Annotated in this window: 14 protein-coding genes and 1 tRNA gene; 6 read left to right on the top strand and 9 right to left on the bottom strand. The window is 55.9% G+C overall.

The genetic code is table 11. From position 1 onward, the window contains the following. Window positions 1-63 precede the first annotated feature (63 nt). Window positions 64-1,404: a L,D-transpeptidase gene (locus VGH19_23345; GenBank protein ID HEY1174322.1), complete on the top strand. Its 1,341-nt coding sequence runs from the start codon at window positions 64-66 to the stop codon at window positions 1,402-1,404. A gap of 208 nt (window positions 1,405-1,612) precedes the next feature. Here VGH19_23345 and VGH19_23350 read toward each other — a convergent pair whose 3' ends face one another. Next, window positions 1,613-2,164, bottom strand: a complete 552-nt coding sequence (locus VGH19_23350) for a molybdenum cofactor guanylyltransferase (GenBank protein HEY1174323.1) — start codon at window positions 2,162-2,164, stop codon at window positions 1,613-1,615. A 13-nt stretch (window positions 2,165-2,177) separates the two neighbouring features. Continuing rightward, window positions 2,178-2,253 (bottom strand) — tRNA-Phe (locus VGH19_23355). Window positions 2,254-2,351: 98 nt separating this feature from the next. Between VGH19_23355 and VGH19_23360 the strand changes: the two genes are divergently transcribed. Beyond that, window positions 2,352-3,563 carry a Gfo/Idh/MocA family oxidoreductase gene (locus tag VGH19_23360; GenBank protein HEY1174324.1) on the top strand — a complete coding sequence of 404 codons (1,212 nt, stop codon included), beginning with the start codon at window positions 2,352-2,354 and terminating at the stop codon, window positions 3,561-3,563. 48 nt (window positions 3,564-3,611) lie between these two features. Next, window positions 3,612-4,682: an MBL fold metallo-hydrolase gene (locus VGH19_23365; protein HEY1174325.1), complete on the top strand. Its 1,071-nt coding sequence runs from the start codon at window positions 3,612-3,614 to the stop codon at window positions 4,680-4,682. Window positions 4,683-4,776: 94 nt separating this feature from the next. Here VGH19_23365 and VGH19_23370 read toward each other — a convergent pair whose 3' ends face one another. From VGH19_23370 to VGH19_23390, 5 genes are all read right to left on the bottom strand, one after another. Continuing rightward, window positions 4,777-6,420 carry an FAD-dependent oxidoreductase gene (locus VGH19_23370; GenBank protein HEY1174326.1) on the bottom strand — a complete coding sequence of 548 codons (1,644 nt, stop codon included), beginning with the start codon at window positions 6,418-6,420 and terminating at the stop codon, window positions 4,777-4,779. A gap of 16 nt (window positions 6,421-6,436) precedes the next feature. Further along, window positions 6,437-7,426, bottom strand: coding sequence for a LamG-like jellyroll fold domain-containing protein (locus VGH19_23375; protein HEY1174327.1), 990 nt, complete (start codon window positions 7,424-7,426; stop codon window positions 6,437-6,439). 30 nt (window positions 7,427-7,456) lie between these two features. Next, complete coding sequence (locus tag VGH19_23380; GenBank protein HEY1174328.1) at window positions 7,457-9,055, bottom strand: hypothetical protein; 1,599 nt, start codon at window positions 9,053-9,055, stop codon at window positions 7,457-7,459. Window positions 9,056-9,077: 22 nt separating this feature from the next. Beyond that, on the bottom strand, window positions 9,078-10,343 hold the full coding sequence (locus VGH19_23385; GenBank protein HEY1174329.1) for a polysaccharide pyruvyl transferase family protein: 1,266 nt from the start codon (window positions 10,341-10,343) through the stop codon (window positions 9,078-9,080). Window positions 10,344-10,415: 72 nt separating this feature from the next. Then, window positions 10,416-10,946: an O-acetyl-ADP-ribose deacetylase gene (locus tag VGH19_23390; protein HEY1174330.1), complete on the bottom strand. Its 531-nt coding sequence runs from the start codon at window positions 10,944-10,946 to the stop codon at window positions 10,416-10,418. Between the two features lie 108 nt (window positions 10,947-11,054). On the opposite strand from VGH19_23390, the gene VGH19_23395 reads away from it, so the two are divergent. After that, on the top strand, window positions 11,055-11,999 hold the full coding sequence (locus tag VGH19_23395; protein ID HEY1174331.1) for a DUF4388 domain-containing protein: 945 nt from the start codon (window positions 11,055-11,057) through the stop codon (window positions 11,997-11,999). Between the two features lie 122 nt (window positions 12,000-12,121). Here the strand turns inward: VGH19_23395 and VGH19_23400 are convergent, their stop codons facing one another. Both VGH19_23400 and VGH19_23405 read right to left on the bottom strand, forming a co-directional pair. Next, window positions 12,122-13,717: a response regulator gene (locus VGH19_23400; GenBank protein HEY1174332.1), complete on the bottom strand. Its 1,596-nt coding sequence runs from the start codon at window positions 13,715-13,717 to the stop codon at window positions 12,122-12,124. Window positions 13,718-13,897: 180 nt separating this feature from the next. After that, window positions 13,898-16,402, bottom strand: coding sequence for a hypothetical protein (locus VGH19_23405; GenBank protein ID HEY1174333.1), 2,505 nt, complete (start codon window positions 16,400-16,402; stop codon window positions 13,898-13,900). A 247-nt stretch (window positions 16,403-16,649) separates the two neighbouring features. On the opposite strand from VGH19_23405, the gene VGH19_23410 reads away from it, so the two are divergent. Next, complete coding sequence (locus VGH19_23410) at window positions 16,650-17,450, top strand: sialate O-acetylesterase (protein HEY1174334.1); 801 nt, start codon at window positions 16,650-16,652, stop codon at window positions 17,448-17,450. Window positions 17,451-17,716: 266 nt separating this feature from the next. After that, the gene (locus tag VGH19_23415; protein ID HEY1174335.1) at window positions 17,717-18,868 is read left to right on the top strand and encodes a right-handed parallel beta-helix repeat-containing protein; all 1,152 of its coding nucleotides are present in this window, start codon (window positions 17,717-17,719) and stop codon (window positions 18,866-18,868) included. Window positions 18,869-19,027: the final 159 nt, after the last annotated feature.

Genomic DNA, 19,027 nt, shown 5'->3' on the forward strand with positions numbered 1-19,027 from the left:
TGACAGCCAAGAGCGGGTTGTCTTCGCAGGGCTGTTTTCTTCCTTTGGATTTAGCCTGGGTTTATGGCTACAGTCTGGCCCGTGGCATCCAAGTCACCCAATAGCGGCAATAGTGGCGGCGGTAAAAAGAAGTCCGGCGGAGGTAGCATTATCTCCCGGATGTTCGTGCTGCTTGTATTGGCGATTGCGGGCTTGTGTGGCTGGTATTGGTGGCAATCGAACGATCCATTGCGAAAAGAGCCGCCTGTCATCGAAAAATATGTCGATGTAGATGCCATCAAGCGCGCTCCCGGTGTCTTGCTCTCCAATGAGAACTGGCAAGCCGTCTCCAACCGTGTCGCCACGAACCTCCCTTGGGCAGATGCAAAGACGAACAACTCTGCCACGCCGACGAATCAACCGGTTCGAGTATCGACCAATCAAATTGTCCGATCTCCTATCACCAATCAGGTCACCCGTCCAACGACCAACCAGACCGTTGTTCCTCCGGCCATCCCCATTGTCACCAGCAATAGCACTCCGGTCACTAACATGGTGGTGGAAGGAGCGCGTCCTGTGCAGACGACGTTGGAGGCGCAAGTTGCCTTGGCGCGACTTGGTTTTTCACCTGGCTCGGTTGATGGCACGACCGGTTATCAAACACGGGCGGCCATCCGTGGCTTCCAGCAGCGCAATGGCATTCCGCAAAGCGGGGAACTCGATGCGGCCACCAAGAATGCATTGCAGATCAAGCTGCCGCTTTACACGAACTATACCGTCACCAGCGAGGACATCGGTGGTCTACGGGCGTTGAGCAAGACATGGCTCGGCAAATCACAGCAGGACAAGCTGGGCTATGAGACGGTGCTGGAACTCGTAGCGGAGAAGTTTCAATCCTATCCCTCGCTCATCAAGCAGTTGAACCAAGGGGTGAATTGGGATGATGTGTCGGCGGGTACGGTGTTGACTGTGCCGAATATTACTCCGCCCAAACCGGCTGGTCGTGCGGCGTATGTCAGCATCTTGCTCTCAGCGCGGCTCATGCAGGTATTTGATCAGAAGGACCGGCTCATCGCGCAGTTCCCGTGCAGCATCGCGCAAAAGGTGGATAAGCGCCCCATCGGTGTGGTGCGCGTGAAGACAGCGGCGGAGAATCCGAATTACCGTTTCAATCCGGAGATTTTCCCTGAATCTGAAGAGGCTAAGAAGATCGGCAAGCCGCTCATGATCCAGCCGGGTCCGAATAATCCCGTGGGTGTCGCTTGGATCGGCCTCGATAAGCCGGGCTATGGCATCCACGGCACGCCTTCGCCGGAAGCAGTGGGGAAGACGGAGTCGCATGGGTGCTTCCGTTTGGCGAACTGGAACGCGGCTTATTTGATCAAGATGATCTGGGTGGACATGCCGGTGTATGTGGAACCGTAGGATGGAATGCAGAATTAAGAGGGGAGAATGAAGAAAGGGGAGGGTGTGCGTTTGCAGTGGAGCGCGGACTTTAGTCCGCTTAAACATGCATAAGCAAAAGCAGCTTGGGAAAACGGTTAGATTTGGCGAACAAGGAAGTTTTCGAGAGTCTCGATATTATTCTCCCGCCAATATTGACGGATATTTAGGCGGACTAAAGTCCGCGCTCCTATCGCTTCGTGAGTCGTTTGGCTTCTTCCAATGCTTCCGGTGTGTTCACGTTCATGAACTCGTGAATCCGTTTCTCCGGGACATCCATCATATCTGCTTTCAACACCTTCGCGAGGGCTTGCAGGGAGTAGCGGCCTTGGGCGCGTTGTTGTTCCACGATTTCCAGAGTCTCAGCGCAAAGCACAAAAGGGAATCCAGCGAACTCTTCCTGCTGTGTGAAAACCGCTTTCGCTCCCGTTTGCTTCTGCACGCGCACCAATTTCTTGATCCACGTCGATGAGATGAACGGCATGTCACACGAGAGGAATACCAATGTTTCCGCTCGGCTTTGCTTTAACGCCGTGAGGATACCGCCGAGGGGGCCGCAGCGTTCTACGACATCCTTGCGAATTACTTTCACGTGCCAATCTGTTGCGTCTGCCGCTGCTTTCACATGACCGAGCAGGGTGCGGCGTCCCAAGCGCACCTGCGCCTTGTCGCACCCCATGCGCGTGCTGAGACCGCCTGCGAGAATCACTACCGTTGGATTGGATGGATGTGCTGCGGCCACTATTGAGAAAAAGTGGTGGCTGGAGCCGGAATCGAACCGGCGACACGAGGATTTTCAATCCTCTGCTCTACCAACTGAGCTATCCAGCCAAGTTATCGAAGGGCCGCAATTCAACTTGGCGACACCCGGTTTGGCAAGGCATATTTACAGGAATTTCACGCACCGGAAAATCATGAATTTTGAGCCCATGAACCCCGTTTCGCGTCGGCAGTTCCTTGCCCGCACGGCTTTGGCTGCTGCCAGCACCGCCATTCTCACCGGTTGCCAGACGGTGGCCCCCAAAGCTTCACTGGCCAAGACGGGCAAACTTCGCGCCGTGGTCATAGGTCACACGGGCAAAGGCAATTACGGCCATGGCATGGATACGGTGATGGTCGGTCATCCTGAAGTGGAACTGGTGGCGGTGGCGGATGCGAATGCCGATGGCCTGAAGAAAGCCCAGGCAAAACTCAAGGCACCCAAGGCCTACGCGAGCTATCACGAGATGCTCGAGAAAGAGAAGCCGGATCTCGTGAGCATCGCCACACGCTGGACGGTGGAACATAAAGACATGGCGCTCGCAGCGATCAAAGCAGGTGCGCACATCTATACTGAGAAACCTTTCACTACTGATCTTGCAGAAGCGGATGCGATTCTCGCGGCGGCGAAGAAAGCGGGTATCAAGATCGCGGTGGCGCATCAGATGCATGTGGCGCAGAACATCGCGTATCTGAAAGGGGAGTTGGAGAAAGGTCTTATCGGCGATTTGCTCGAAATCCGTGCGAATGGCAAGCAGGACAAGCGTGCTGGCGGTGAGGATATGCTGGTGCTGGGCACGCATCTCTTCGATCTCATGCGCATCTTCGCCGGTAATGCCGAGTGGTGTACGGCTCGCGTGCAGACCCAAGGCCGTGACATCACGATCAAGGATGCGCGTAAGGCGACGGAAGGCATCGGTCTTGTCGCCGGTGAAGATATTTATGCGCAATTCGGTTTCGCGAAAGGTGTGAACGGGTTGTTCGTTTCGCGTGAAGAGAATGCCACGGTGGCGGGCGGTTGGGGATTAGAACTCATCGGCAGCAAGGGGATGGTGAAGATACAGGCGAACATCCCGCCCCGCATCTTTTTACTGAAACCTGGTGCATGGTCCGAGCGCGGCCAGGCCAATGCGTGGGAGCGGGTGCCGGGTGATCCATTGACGGGCGTGCCGGAAAGCCAACACAACACCACAGCGGGCAATCGCGTGCTGTTGGATAGCCTCATCACGGCTGCACGCACGGGTTGGGAACCGGCGTGCAATGGTTACGACGGCATGAAGGCAGTGGAGATGGTGATGGCCGTTTATCAATCCGCCTTAGCGAAACGGCGGGTGTCGTTACCGCTGAAAGATCGCCGTCATCCTTTGAGTTCCGGGGCATAGAAGCCGTATGGGGTTGAAACTCTTTCGCATCCTCGGTTAACTCTTTTTATGCACCATACGAAATCGCTCGCACTCGCTTTGGCCATCACCGGCTCTTCTGTCGTTTCCACTTTTGCCGGAGTAGCGGACAAGACGTTGGATTTTTACTGGATCGATTCCGAGGGCGGCGGTTCCACGCTTATCGTGACGCCAGCGGGTGAATCGTTGTTGATTGATAGCGGCAATCCGGGTGGCCGCGATTCTGCACGCATCATCAAGGTGGCGAAGGAAGTGGCTGGGTTGAAGAAGATCGACAACTTGCTGACGACGCATTTTCACATCGATCACTTTGGTGGCGCGGCGGAGGTGGCGCAGCAAATTCCTTTTGGCACGATTTGGGATAAGGGTATCCCCGAGGTGAATCCGGATAATAATCCTCGTGACACGCGTTTCCCGCTGATGATCAAGCCGTATAAGGACATCCCGGCTGAGCGCAAAGTGATCCGCCCGGATGACACGATCCCATTCAAGGCGAGCGCGGACGCATCAGTGGCGAAGCTCAATGTTCGTTGCTTGGTGGCGCATCAGCTTTTCACGGGCAAGAAACCGCAAGGCAAAAATAGCCAGTGCGAAGGCATCACGTTGAAGGACAAAGACCGGAGCGATAATGCGAACAGCGTGGTGACATTGGTAGAGTTCGGCGGGTTCCGTTTCTTCAATGGTGGTGATCTCACTTGGAATGTGGAAGGGGAGCTGGTCTGCCCGATCAATCTCGCGGGCGTGGTGGATGTGTATCAGGTGAATCATCACGGTCTCGATGTGAGCAACAATCCTCTGCTTATCAAGAGCCTGTCGCCAACGGTTTCTGTGATGAATAATGGCGCGACTAAGGGGTGCGGACCGGAGACGTTTGGCACACTCAAGTCCACACCTTCCATCAAGGCGATGTATCAGTTGCACCGGAATGAACGCGCTGACGGCAGTTCAAATAACACGGTGAAGGAGCACATCGCGAATCATACGGAGAAGGATTGCGCGGCACATTACATCAAGATGTCCGTGGCGCCGGATGGCAAGAGCTACACGATCAGCATCCCGTCCAGCGGCCACAAACAGACGTTTGAGACGAAGGGGAAGTGAGCGGATTTACGATTTCTTGAATTACGATTTACGAGGTTGTTGCACAGAGTTGATTGATTCTGCGCAACAACCTTTTGTTTCCAAAAACAGCGTTTTAAAACTCCGGCGGACCGTTCGGAGTTTTGTTCACGTCATACCAAAACTCTGGTTGGCCGGGGAGGAAATCGACGACTTGCTTCTGCGTGCGGAGTTTCTCCTGCAACTTCGGCAGATCCACTTCATGGACAGTTTGCTTCGCCTTTGCCGCCATGGCTGCCGCTACGCCACAAGCGTGGCCGGAGATCATCCACACGCTCTCCAAACGATAGGAACAGAAGGCGACGTGCGTGAAGCTGGCGGCTCCGGGCACGAGGAGGTTTTCACATTCGGCTTTCTTTGGTGTGAAAGCACGATAAGGCATCTGATAGGCACGGCTCACACGCCAGATGCGGCCCTCATTCACGAACTCCGTAGGTGACAGCGCCACCCGTTGCACGTGATGGCTGTCGATGAAATGGCTGCTGAGGCCGATGCTGTCCGGCTTGCGGCGATCCGTCTGCACATCTTTCTGCGTGACGATGTATTCGCCGCGCATGCGGCGCGCCTCGCGCACGTAGAGTTCATACGGCAGGTTGCCGTTGTCCTTGAACTCATCGTTGTGCAGGCCCCATGACTTCATCTCGGTGCGGACGTTCTCCGGCACGCTCACGTCATTCGCGAGGAAGTGGAGCAGGCCGAGGGTGTAATCCCAATGGTCTTCGATGATCTTCTCGCGCTTGGGGTAATCGGCGTCCGGGTAATCGAACTGGCCGCCGAAGTGACCGATGGAAAAGATGGCGGCCTGCTTGTTGTTCACCTCATACTTGCCGTTGCGACGGGCGTAGAAATCCAGCAGATCGGTCAGCTTCACGGCTTCTTTGCGACCGGTCTTTTCCTTCAGCCAGTTCTCCAGCAGGCGATAGCGTTTCGGATCGTAATGCTTCGGTGCGGGAATGGGCACTTGCAAAGCCGGGTCTTTCGCGAAGCAGAGGCGGAAGTTGTAGTTCATCGGTGAACGATGCGCGTCACCTTCCTTCAAGTCCTTTGCCCACGCGCTGATGCCGGGGAGCAATTTACCTTTCTCATCCACCGTAGCGGCTTTGCGCACAACTTTATCGAAGCGTATGCCTGCTGCTTCTTCGCCGAACTCGGCTTTGCTTTCGCGGCCGATGGAATACTTCACGCCCGCACGAGACATGAGATCGCCCTCGTAACTGGCATCGATGAAGACTTTCGCCGTGATCTTCTTGCGGTCGCTCAAGGTGATGCTGCGGATCTGGCCGCGCTTCTTATCCACCTTCTCCACGCGTTGGCCGTAGAGGATGGGCACCTTGGCCTCGGCCAGCATTTCCAGTTTCACTTTCTCCGCCACAGAGGATTCGAAGTAATACTCGGGCTTGTTCGTGCCGTAATGTTTACCAAGGCGTTCGTAAAATTCCTGAGCGAGTCCGCCAATCGTCCACTTGAGCATGTGCTCCGTCTCAGCGGTGTTGATGCCGCTGGTGCTCAGGCCGCCGACGTGTTTGGTCGGCTCGATGAGCAAAACGCTCGCGCCTTCACGGGCGGCGGCGATGGCGGCAGCGAAACCGCAAGGGACACCGCTATAGACGACGACATCGTAGCTCTTCGCGAGGTCGGCGGCGGAGAGGAGTGATTCGCTGGCGAGCAACGTGCCGATGGTGGCGGCGCTGGAGACTTGGATGAACTGGCGGCGATTCATGAGATATGGCTTAAGATTACTTGTTCAACGCGTTCACATTCGCGGCATCATGCAGCTTTTTCATTTCCTCATCGGTCAGGGCGCGGTTGAAGACGGCGAGGCCGCCGAATTTGCCGATGGTCGCTTCGCCGAGCATGGAGCCGACGGCGTAGCGTGCGCCCACAGTGAAGTCCGCACCACCGATGCGGTTCTTATGCTTTTCGGGATCGTAACTGAAGATGCCGCGACCGTGGTAATACGGGTTCATGCCGCGGTCTTTGCCATCGGGGCCTTCCTTGGTGAAGTAAGGATCGGTGCGTTTGTGCTTCACGGGATCGAGTTCCATCTTGTCCAGCACGCCGTTGATGTAGGCGCGGATGTATTTGCCATCGTAGGTGAAGGCGAGCGTGCACCATTGGTTCGTGGGCACTTCACTCTTCGTGGCGGCGTAATCGGCGCACCAAGGAAAGGCGCTGCCATCCGCACGACGCGTCACGCCGCCTTCACTGGAGATGTGCGGGACGAGTTTGTTCGGGCCGCCGTAGGTGGGCATGTTCATGAGCAGGGAATACTGGCGCGTGCCGGTATCGTCATTCGCGCCTTTGCCCTCACTCCACATGCCCGCGATAGTGCGGCTCTGCTTGAGATTCTGGATATTCACGACCGCGAACATGCTCACCTCAGCACCCGGTCCGCCGATGTTCAGATCGCCCGTCTCAGCATAGGGAATGGAGAAATACTGTTTCCCATTCAAGTCAGCGGCATAACCCGAGAAAGGCCCGCCTTCCACGCGGGCGATCGGCGTGCCGACTTCTTTCATCGGGTGCTTTTCCTTCGTGCCAGTGGAAACGCGCGGTTGCCCGGCTTCCTCGCCAAAGGTCCAGAAGGCGACGAGGTTGGGAGTGTTTTGAACTGCTTTGATATCGCCGGGTGGTTTTTCGGCAGCAAAAATTTTAGTGATCGGGCTGCACAACAAACAGAAAAGAACTAGTGCCGGTGTGTTGATACTCAAGATGGAGTTTTTCATGTCAAAGTGGCTGTTTTTTTGAAATAGATTTTAAGCTGATGAACTTGACCGCCATACAGAAAGCAAAGGGCCAAACTCGATGGATTTAGCTTCATACTCATATTTGAGCATTTCCCGAAGGTTGGAACGTTCGATTTCATCGAAACTCCACGTCATAATTTTCCTGCCCATGATTTCGACTTCTTTGCCCTCAATACTTTCGTATCCATTATTTTGCCGCGACCAGCTCTTCCCGGCAGCCTGGGCTTCAATATCTTTGATCAAAACAAGTGCGCTAGCCGATTCGTGACCACCAAGTTCTGGCGGCAATTTAGTTCCTTGGATGAGGATGTCGACGCTATGTCTATTGCCTATGATAGCCAAGAAGGCCGCTGAATATTGGCGGTTTATGGGGATGTGGTCTGAAAGCCCTGCGCTTAATTTGATCAAGCCGACGTTAGGGTCGATGAGATACAAAAGGAAAGCGGCTGTAGCGGAATGACAGGCGAAGTCTGCTGCCAATACCTTCCGGAGCAGAGGAATAAGGTCTGATGGGTGTCTGTCAGGAGCGCATTTTTCTAAAAGATTCTTGGTGAGGCTTACGATCAAACTTAAACGGCTATACTCCTGCGGGGGCAAATGCTTGGAAGTCCATCGCGTGAATGTATCTTTTAGACTCAAGCTGGAATGTGTTTTGATGTTTTCCATCAAGATGTCCACCACTTCCGGGCCTTGCCATCCGTTAAGAATCGTCAAAGCCGTATGGTTTAAATTGCTTGCGGGCTTTTGACGCAAGCAGGTGAGCACATCATGGAAAATGATCTGTTTGTCGAATGCTCCCAGAGAAGCCAAAGCGATATCTCCATCCTTAACAGCTTTGTTGTTAACTGTTGCCCTAAGCTGAGCCAGCCGCGAAGTGCGTTGAGCCTCTGACTTTTCGGTAAGTTTCTCGACCTGAAGCCCGCCTTGTTTGCATTGGTTTGCTGCTTCCTGCCAATCGGCGATAGAGACGAAAAGTAGCGATCTTGCTGCGCAGGGCAAGGCATCAAGTTTTTCCAGTAGAGCTTCGAAAGCTGCTGCTAGGCTTCGACCGGTATCAGTTAATCGAAACCGATGTTGGTCTTGTATCAAGTTGATGCTGCGTAGCATTTTCAGATCAAACATCCAGGCATCATCGAGCTTTTTGTGCGGTATCAGTTTCTGCTCAAACCAACTGAGTGAAGGACTCGATTTGAGATAGTTTCTGTAAAAATACGGGTCGATTTCTAAGGCTGTGCCATCATCGGCAAAATCTACATCGATCTCTGTCTTGTCCTCGTGCGTGAAACAGCATCCCCGGCCGTGAAAGTAATAACGCCAGCCGTTTTCGCCGGGAACGTCTCCGCTTTGCGGCATGTCCTGAGGGTGTCCGACAGCTCCCATGGTGCCCAGTTCGGCTCCTTGGGCGTGAAGACGCGACTCCACTATATGACCAACCCAAAGCTGTCTCCTTTCATGCGCAAGAATGGAAACTAGCAGATAGATTTCCTCGGCTATCATCCCCGATTCGATAGGTGATTTGATCGCTTCCTCCAATTCAGCTTCGGTAATATCTCCTGATTCCAAGCGGCGTACAACCGCTTCAATGTTGGAGATAGTATCCTTGCTCATTCGAAGAAAGATTTTTACTGCATCACACCGGCAAATTGCTCTTCACAACTCCCATCGTGATGCGTTGGCGTTCTTCCACGAACTTCGCCGCTTTCGCCACTTTTTCTTTCGCACCTTTGGGATCTTTCACGAGGCTGAGGACGGTGTCGGTGAGCTTGGCGACTTCGTCGGGTTTATCCATGTCGAAGAGCCAGTCGCCGAGGCCGATGTCGCGCCACATGAAACCTTTGGTGGTCTGTTCCTCGAAGCGGCAGACGATAGCGGGGATACCGTTGCCGATGCACATGATGGGTGAGTGCATCTCCAGGCCGAAGATGCCGGAGGATTTCAGATACGTGCTGAGGGCTTCATCCGTGAGCCAGAATTTCTCGCGCCACACGACGCGCTTCTTCACATCTTCCGGCAGCTTATCGTAGATGTCCTCTTTCGTGATGGTCATCTGCGTGGCGTCTTCCGGGCAGAGCAGGACTTTGTGATCGGTCTGTTTCACCACGGCGATGATGGCGTCGCGCAAGGGTTTCGTGTCGTGATCGCGCATCTCTTGATTGCGCGCATCGCGCTTGGCGTCTTTCGCACGACCATCTTTTACGAGCCAATAAGGCGTGTAGCGATAGCGGGCGAGGCAGCAGAGGAATTTCTTTTCTTCAAGACCGTTCGCTTTCAAGAAAGCAGCCGCTGGTTCCGGTTGTCGCAAGTCCACAGCGAACGCGCCATCCGGGCCGAATTCCATGATGGGGCAGTTGATGCCTTCAGACTTGGCCTTGGCGAGGGAGACGGTGTCGCGGAAGTAGAGGAACTTGGCCTTGCCCATGAATTCCTGCTGTTCCTTGGTGCTACCACCATACGTGATGCCGTAAACGCCGAAGGGTTTGCCGGTGCGTTTCACGGCGGCGGAGACATCCTTGTAAGCGACCATAGAGGGGCCGGAGCCGTGCAGGATGAAATCGCACCATTCGATGGCTTCTTCGAGTTCCTTGACCTTGGTGGTGCCGTCAGGATTGATGCCGCCTTTCACGAACTTCAATTTCGGAAAGCGTTTGTGCTCCATGGCGATCACTTCAGGTGTGATATCGCCGGAGGGCCAGAGGATCACTTCAGCATCGGGAATGTATTTCTCGATGAGCGTGAGGACGCCGGGCGTGTGGGCGATGTCGCCGATGTTCACGACTTGCCAGGAGGAACGGAGGAGAATGCGAGGAGCGCGTTTCTTATCCGCAGCAAAGGAAGTGGAAGTGCTGGCGACGACGGCAGACGCCAGTGTGGAGGCCAAAAAAGTTCGGCGATTCATGGTTAAGGACTATTAGTCCACAACCACGAGCTTTGGACAAACATTTAGCAGGTTGCACCTGCGGGCTAATATTCAAGACACCTGCATTAGCCGTTCGGCCAGCAGGCGTTGGTAGGTGGCGAAGGCGGCCTGGCCGAAGCAGACGAAAGTGACTTTTTCGATGGTGCTTTCGGTGGTGTTCAGGAATTTCAGCGTTTCGTCCAAGGCGATCCGGGTGGCGTCATCGAATGGAAAACCGTAGGCGCCGGTGCTGATGCAGGGGAAGGCGATGGTCTTCACATGCAAAGTCCCGGCGACTTTCAAAGAGTTCTGATAGCAACGGGCGAGTTTCTCCGATTCACCTCTTTTGCCATCGCGCCAGATGGGGCCCACGGTGTGGATGACCCATTTGGCGGCCAGCGCGTAGCCTTTGGTGGCTTTGGCTTCGCCTGTGGGGCAGCCGCCGAGGGTGATGCATTCCTCGTAGAGCTCGCGTCCCGCAGCGGCGTGGATGGCGCCATCGACACCGGCACCGCCCGTCAGCGAGCTGTTGGCCGCATTGACGATGGCGTCCACTTGCTGCTTTGTGATATCCCCGGAGACGATTTCAATCCTGTCTCGCATTCCGGTAGCAACGTGAAGCAGGAGGTCTGCCGGTTCAAACATGAAACCTGCCTCTCGCAAGAAAAAGATTCATGGATGTGAGGGGAATGCCGCTTGTCATTGTGAGCGATGCTCACAAGATTTTTGTGCGTGGCGCTGGCATTGCACTTTTTGAACGGAGAGAACAAGGGAGCGGAGTTTCCGGTGCCCGATGGCGGCGCGCTGCTCTTGAATCTTACGAGCGATCACGACATCACGCTGGATATCATGGCCAATGCCCAGCGATTCGCGGTGGTGACGGGATGGGGCGACCGCGCGGCCATCCGCAGCCTGAATTCGGGTGAGTTCGTGCAGGTGAACCAGGAGGAAGTGGCACAAGCGGAGTTGAAGGAAGGAGATCGCCTGCGACTGGGCAAGATACTCGTGGTGGTGGTGGTGATCACACGTTTCAGCATGTCGGCACAAAAGCCCAGCGGAGAGACGGAGATCCACTTCGTAAGCAAGGTGCGTACGCGCGGACAGGAGGAACGCACCACAGGGCTATCCGGTACTATTGCGGAAACGCCAGTGCCGGATCTGTTACAATTCCTTTGTCGGTACGGCCGTACGGGTGTGGTACGGATCGAGAATCTGCCGGTGGTGGCGCGAATCCATATGCGGGACGGGCATGTGTGTTTCGCGAGCATTGATGCGAGTCCGTTGCCGCCGTTGCGGGCGCTTTTCCGTATCTTTCGCTGGACAAAAGGGACGTTTGTCTTTGAGCAAGGACCGGTGAATCCGCAGCCGGATGAGATCGAGATGTCGACGGAGAATGCGATCCTCGAAGGCTTGCGAATGATGGATGAGACGAAGGATATGGAGGCGGAGTTGCCTTCATGGAGCAGCCGGTTGCGGGTGAGTGGTGATCTTACGGGGGCGCAAGCAGGGTTGCCGCCGCAGGAGATGCAAGCACTATTGCTGGTGATGGAGCTGGGGATCGTGGGACGGGTGATCGATCAGATGCCGGATGATGATACGGCGATCGCGGCGTTGACGGCGTTGTTGCGGAAGGGGTTTGTAGTGGCGGAAGAATGATAGAGTGTTTCAAGTCTCAGGTCTCATGTGTCAGGTCAGGGAACCACGGAGCGCACTGGGGGAGTTCGGAAGCATCGAACCTCGAACGCTCAACGTCCAACATCGAAAGAAGGCAGTTAACTTTAGGCGGCTACTGATGTGGCTGGAGTTGAGCGGCCTATCAATCGGCTGGCGGTGGTGCCGGGGATAGGTTCCAGCTTCAAATAGTTCTGCAGTTTACGAGCGCATTGTTCCTCCACGATGACGCTGCCGGGTTCGCAGATGGGCATCAACTGCGTGGCTTTGCGCAAGGCTTCGCCCCAGACTTCGTAGTAATAACTGGCCCGACCAATGACGCCGCCGGAGAGCGTGCCGGAGGCCATGGTGACGCGGAGGTGCAGATCTGTTTTGGTCTGCATGCGCAGGAGCGGGAGGACGTGCTGGAGTTTGAGCGCGATGTCGCTGACGGCATTGGCGTGATCGGCACGTTCGCCTTGAAGGCCGGCGACGATAACAAACTGGCCGGGATTGGTGCGGATCTTGTCCGCCTTGCTGAAACGGGCGAGCCAATCCAGCGTCATGGAAACTTCTGTGAGGACAGTGGCGGATTGCTTGGTGGGAAGTTGCGCGGAGAGGGCTTTGAAATCAACGATTTCGACCAATAGCACTGAGGCTTCGACGGCTTCATCGACGAAGCCTTGTTCACCCTGACGGATGCGGGCGGCAGCGCTTTGGGGCAGCGCGCCGTTCATGATCTGCTCAAGGTGTTCGCGCTCCATGCGCATCATGTCCAGCAGCGCTTTCTCCTGATCACGCAGGCGTTTCTTCTGCACGGAAGATTCGATGCGGGCTTTCAGGAGGACGGGATTGAAGGGCTTGGGGATGTAATCTTCCGCGCCGATCTCGATGCAGCGGATGGTCACCTCCATCTCGTCCAGCGCGGAGAGCATGATGACGGGGATGTGGCCAAGGGCGGGATCGTTCTTAAACTTTTCGAGGTATTCGTAGCCGTTGGAGTTCGGCATGACGACATCCATGAGGATGAGGTCGGGCTTGCGTTTGTGGGCTTGCTCAAGGCCTTCCTTGCCGTTCTCTGCCTCGATAGTGACGTAACCGTAACGCTCCAAGCGACGGCAAAGCATGTCGCGGTTCATCTCGTTATCGTCCACGATCAGGATGGTGCCTTCATCCTGTGGCGATTCGGGCGGCTCTTCCATCAGCCAACGCGTGCGATGCTTGGATTTTTCGCTTTGCAGGCAGCGGTCCACGCGGTCTTTGAGCGAGGGGCTTTCGAAGGCGTTCTGCAGATTCTTGGCCGCACCGATGATCTTTTTGAGATCGGGCACGAGGCGCATATCGCCCCGTTCTTCAGCGATCTCCTGACAAAGTTCGGTGTAACCGATGATGAGATTCAAAGGGCTGCGCATCTCGAAACGCATGGTCTCGAGGTCCACGCGACCGACCATGAGCTTCCATGGGGCGAGGCCTTCATTGATGAGCGCGAGCAACTGGCCGCCGATGAGATGGACGCGCTCGAGATCAGGCAGCAGCGCCTGCGCGGAACTGCACGAGACATCCTCCATGAGCATCTCGGTGTAGCCGAGAATCTGGTTCAACGGCGTGCGCAGGCCGTGGCGAAAGGAGTTGAGCGAGTCGGCGACGTTGAGCAACGACTCGGTGGCACCTTCGCGTGCGGGAGGTTTAAGCGTGCTGACCGGCTGGTTTGATGAGTCCGCCATGGTTGTTGACGGTGTGTGTGACAACAGCCTGGCGACGAGCCTGCGTGCAATATCCCCTCACGGCGACGGCGAATCCCCAAGCCGTCCGTATATAGCACGCCCTATTTCGGGATTCCTAATGATTTTTGAAGTAAGGAATCGTTTGTTGGGTTTCTGACAAATTGGCAAAAACCGGACAGCTTATTCGTACCTAAATTGCGCAGTGGCTTTGCAGTTCTTGTCCGCAACGACGCGCACCCAGTAGGCTTGGAGGGCGTCAGGGAACTGATGAGTCATGGTGGTCTTGGCGGGAACTTCCACGACTTGATACGTGCGCCAGAGGCCGGTGCCGGTGAGGTCCACTTCGATGCGGACTTTCAGGGCGTCTTTCGCATCGTGTTGGAAGAGGACGGATTTTTTATCGTAGCCGGTCATGAGATAGGCGTCGGAAGGTTTATTGGCTTCTACGCTGGTGTCTTTCCACGGGCCACCTTGGCCGCGCACTTTGCCGAATTGCCAGAGGTCATCCACGCCACCGGCCCAGAGGGCGACCTTGCCGTCGGCGGAGCGGATGATGTGCTGGGAATTCTTCGGTGCGCCATCGCTGATGCCCGTCATGATGAGCAGGCCGCGATAGCTGGTGTAGTCCTTGATGCGACGATTGTGCGTGGTGATGGGGCGGACCTTGGCGAAGCCACCGGCGTTCTCGGCGGGGAGTTCGTAGAAGGTGCCGTGGCAGTTGAAGAGATCGCGTTCAGTGCAGACTTCGCGGTCGATGCGTTCATCGCCCAGCGCGCCGGGTTGATCGAAGGCGGCGTCACCTTTCGGCAAGCGCCAGCGCGTGCCCTTGTCATCCGTGAAGATGACGGAGGCTTCATCCACCTGGAACATGCCGTGCGGGATGGCGACGTTTTTCTTCAGCCAATCTTGGGCTTTTGTGTCATCGACTTTGTTCAGCTTGAGATCGGCGCCCATCTCGAAATAACCGGCATCGCTCGCGGTGCCGTTCTCGGTGCGGAGGGCGGCGAAGTTCAGCGTGCGGAGGTTTTCACCGCGAGCGCGGATGACGCCGCCTGATACGGCCTTGTCTTTCACCGTGGCGATGCCGCGGAAGATCTCGCTGGCTTCGTTGCTGCGCTTGTCCTTGTTGCTGTAATTGAACATCGCGGTGGCCTTGGCGCAGTCTTTATCCACGCGCACGCGCACCCACGCGCCTTTGTCTTTCGGAGAGAATTCCAGCCAGCGATAGCCTTTGGCGGGGACTTCGATCATGCAGAGGCCCTTCCATTCGCCACGGCCTTTGCGGTCGATCTCGAAGGTGAATGTGACGGGCTTGTCGTTATCGTGCGTGAGGTGGACGCCGCGTTGCTCGTAGCCGGAGAAGAGGTAGGCATCCGAGGCGGAGTCGGCCTTCACGGGTTCATCAAACCACACGGCACCGCGACCGAGGGCGGCACCGAAGTCATCGATCTGATCGGGTTCCACGAACCAGAGGTTGGATTGCGACTGGCCGGGACCGGCGAGTTCGCCTTTGGCTTTGCGCTTGTTCAGGAATTCGTTCTTGGCGGTGTCATCGCAGCCGAAGACGACTTTGCCGCGCCATTCGGTGAAGTCACCGATGACTTTCAGATAGTTCGAGCGCGGTTCGATGCCTTCAGAATCTTCGAAGCTGAAATCTTTCGGGAACTTCCAGAAGGTGCCGTGCATGGTCATGAGCAGTTCGCTCTCGCCGATGTCGCGGATGCGCGGCCACTCGGTGTTCCAGCCGTGCGCGCCATCGTAGCTGTGGCTGCCTTTCGGGAGGCGATAGGGATGCCACTTGCCCTTGTCCAGCATCATAAGGATGAGCGAACGGTAATCCCAGCCGATGGCCCACACGGGGCCTTTCGCGGAACGGTCATTGCCGTAGATGCCGCCGGGGCCGGTGACTTCGGTGAATTGATTGCGGCGGACGATTTTCCAATCTTTGCCATCCCACTCGGCGAGCACGCCGGAGGGAATGGAGGGATCGACGAGCGCTTTCGGGCCGTGCTCACCGTTGTTCGCGTAGATGACGCGACCTTGGCCGGAATAAAGGCCCTTGCCGTGATAGCCGGGGAGATCGGCCTTCGGTTCCTTCGCGTCCTTCAATTGCTCATCGGCATAGAGCATCTTCACGTCGAGCGTCTTCACGTCCACTTCATAGAGGCCTTCCTCCATGGTGGCGTAATAGATTTTGTTCGCGGGATCGGTGAGGTGACGGGCGTTGCCGGTGTGGCGGCCAAACATCGCGCTGTAAGGAATCGTGCGGACATCGCCTTTTTCACTGATCGCGTATGGCCCGATGAAGAGCTGCTCGGATTCCTTGTGGATCATGCGGTTCGCAGGTGTGCCGCCGATGCTCTCCGGGCGCACGACGAGGTTCAGGTCTTTATCGATCTCGTACAATTTGTCCGAGGAGCCTTTGGGCAAATGCGGGCCGTAGGTGATGACCCAGAGTTTATCGGCCCAAGGAACGACGGCGCCGGTGCCGCATTCACCTTCGTCATTAAAGTAGGCGAGGTGTGGATAGATGCCGGAGATGGCGCGGGGCTTTTCGTTGGACTTGTCCTTTTCCTTGTCCGCCGCCTGCGTGGACATCGGTATGATGGGGCTAAGGCTTAATCCCATGCCCAAGATGGCGGCCGACAAGACACCGGTGCGCTGATTGAAAAACGATGCTTTCATTTGCTTGGGGTAAAGAGTCCACCTGATAGGGGATTTGGACAAATGGAAAATTGTTCAATGAAGAATGCAGAAGGAAGAACGAAGAAAGGGGCAGTATTTGTTCGACTCAGTGTTTCCGTATATCTGCACATTGTATGCGGATGCTTTGAGGGAAGGTTTGGGACCGGGTGGAACCGGTCCTTACCATGCTTTAGGAGGTTCGAGCATGTGGCTTGCTTCTGGGGGCACTCTGGTCTAGTGGTGAGACATGATTTCCTTGCGTGCGTTTTTGTTGAGCGGACTGGTTTTGTTTTCCGGGGCAGCTTCTTTATATGCGGCGGATGAGGTGAAGTTGCCGGCGAAGGAGAAGGTGCATCTGTATTTGCTCATTGGGCAATCGAACATGGCGGGCAGAGGCAAGGTAGAGGACGTGGATAAGGTGCCGCATCCTAGGGTGTTCATGTTTACGAAGACGAATACGTGGGCTCCGGCGATTGATCCGATGCATTTTGATAAACCTGCGATCATCGGGGTCGGGCTGGGTTCTACGTTCGGACGCGTGATGGCGGAGGCGAATCCGGAGGTGACGATCGGGCTGATCCCGTGTGCGGTGGGTGGCACGCCGCTCTCGCGTTGGCAGAAGGGGAAGGATTTGTATGAGGATGCTTTGGTTCGGGCGAAGGCGGCGATGAAGGATGGGACGTTGAAAGGGATTTTATGGCATCAAGGCGAAGGAGATTCTAGCAACGAGGCGACGGCTAAGAGTTATGCGGAGCGGCTGGCGCAGGCGGTGAAGGATTGGCGCACGGACTTGAATGCGCCGGAGGTGCCGTTCGTGGCGGGCAAGCTGGGGTTGTTTTTGGAGAAAGCGAACAAGGACGGCAAGGCGTCTTACTGGCCGCTGGTGAATGAGCAGATCGCATCGCTGCCGGAGAAGGTGTCGAAGTGTGCGGTGGTGGAGTCAGAGGGATTGGTGCATAAGGGGGATGTGGTGCATTTTGATTCGGCTTCGTTGCGGGAGTTTGGGAAGCGGTATGGGGAGAAGATGAAGGGGCTGCAGGGGAAGTAACCGCAGATGGACACAGATAAGCGCAGATGGGGAAAAGACACGAATTTCACGGATTGGCACGAATTGAAGAGGGCAAAGCTGATTTGCATGGCTGAATATCTTTTCGAGCATCTGAGGGAGTCGAGGCGTCAAGCCGCCTCGGGCGGAAAGCGGAGTCAAGCCTCCGCACTCCAAACAGGGCAGAGCCTCCTTACGTCGGCTGCTACGGATTGAGGGGTGCTTGTTTGTGGCTCGTCAGCGTTAGGGGGATATGACAGGCTTTGGTTATGCCCATCATTCGTTTAGCGGCGGTTTGTGGTTTTCTTTTGATGCTCTCGGTTTCTTTGAACGCGGCGGAGAGTGTGCGCTTGGTGAATAATCGGCAGGAGTTGTTGGAGGCGGTGCGGTCGCTTAAGCCGGGGATGACGTTGAAGATTGCGCCGGGGGAGTATGGATCGGGGTATGCGGTGGAGAAGGCAAAGGGGACGAAGGAGGCGCCGATCGTCATTGAGGGGGCGAATGCGGCGCAGCCGCCGAAGTTCACGGGTGGGAATCTGGCGATTCATTTTCGTGGGTGTTCTTATCTGACGGTGCGGAATATTGCGGTGTCCGGACAAAAGGGGAACGGGTTGAACTTCGATGATGGCGGAGAGTCTTCGCAACAGATTACGATCGAGAATGTTTCCGTTTCAGACATCGGGCCGACGGGGAATAATGATGGGATCAAGCTCTCGGGCGTGGATGATTTCACGATTCGCAATTGTCGGATCAATGGGTGGGCGGGACAGGCGATCGATATGGTGGGGTGTCATCGCGGGTTGATCGAGAAGTGTGTGTTCGAGGGGAAGGCGGGTTTCTCACAGGCGACGGGGCCGCAGACGAAGGGTGGCTCGGAGGATATTACGGTGCGCGGTTGCACGTTCATCAATGCGGGGCAGCGGCCGATGCATCTGGGCGGTTCCACGGGGCGGCCTTATTTTCGACCGAAGGATGCGAAGTATGAGGGGCGTCGCATCACGGTGGAGGGGAACTTGATCATCGGCGGGATGGCGGCTGTTGTATTCACGGGCGTGGAGCAAGGGGTGGTGCGGTATAACACAATCGTGAATCCGGAGACGTGGGTGTTCCGCATCTTGCAGGAGAATAATGAGCCGGGAATGACGCCGTGCGGGAACAATGTGTTCGAGAAGAACATCATCGTGTGTGAGAAGCCGTTGAGGTCGTGGATCAATGTGGGAGGGAACACGCAGGCGGGGACGTTCAAGTTTGCGGAGAATTGGTGGTATCACAAAGCGTCGTCGCAACCGGCGAAACCACAATTGCCGTCAGCGGAACAAGGAGGGACGTATGGGGTGGATCCGCAGTTGGATGAGGCTAACGGATATAAGCCGAAGGTGGCGGGAGCGATGAAGGTCGGACACGGGGCGTTACCTAAATGACGAATGACTAAATCCCAATGACGAAGGAATGAGCACTGTTCAAATGACTGGGCAAACATCGAACATCGAGAGGGGGATTAACTGCGGAGAGGAATGGCCGCAAAGAAGCACAAAAGGCGCAAAAAGAAGATTTTTCAACCGAATGGGGTCAAGTGAATG

The organism is Verrucomicrobiia bacterium, from assembly GCA_036405135.1.
Taxonomy (GTDB): domain Bacteria; phylum Verrucomicrobiota; class Verrucomicrobiia; order Limisphaerales; family JAEYXS01; genus JAEYXS01.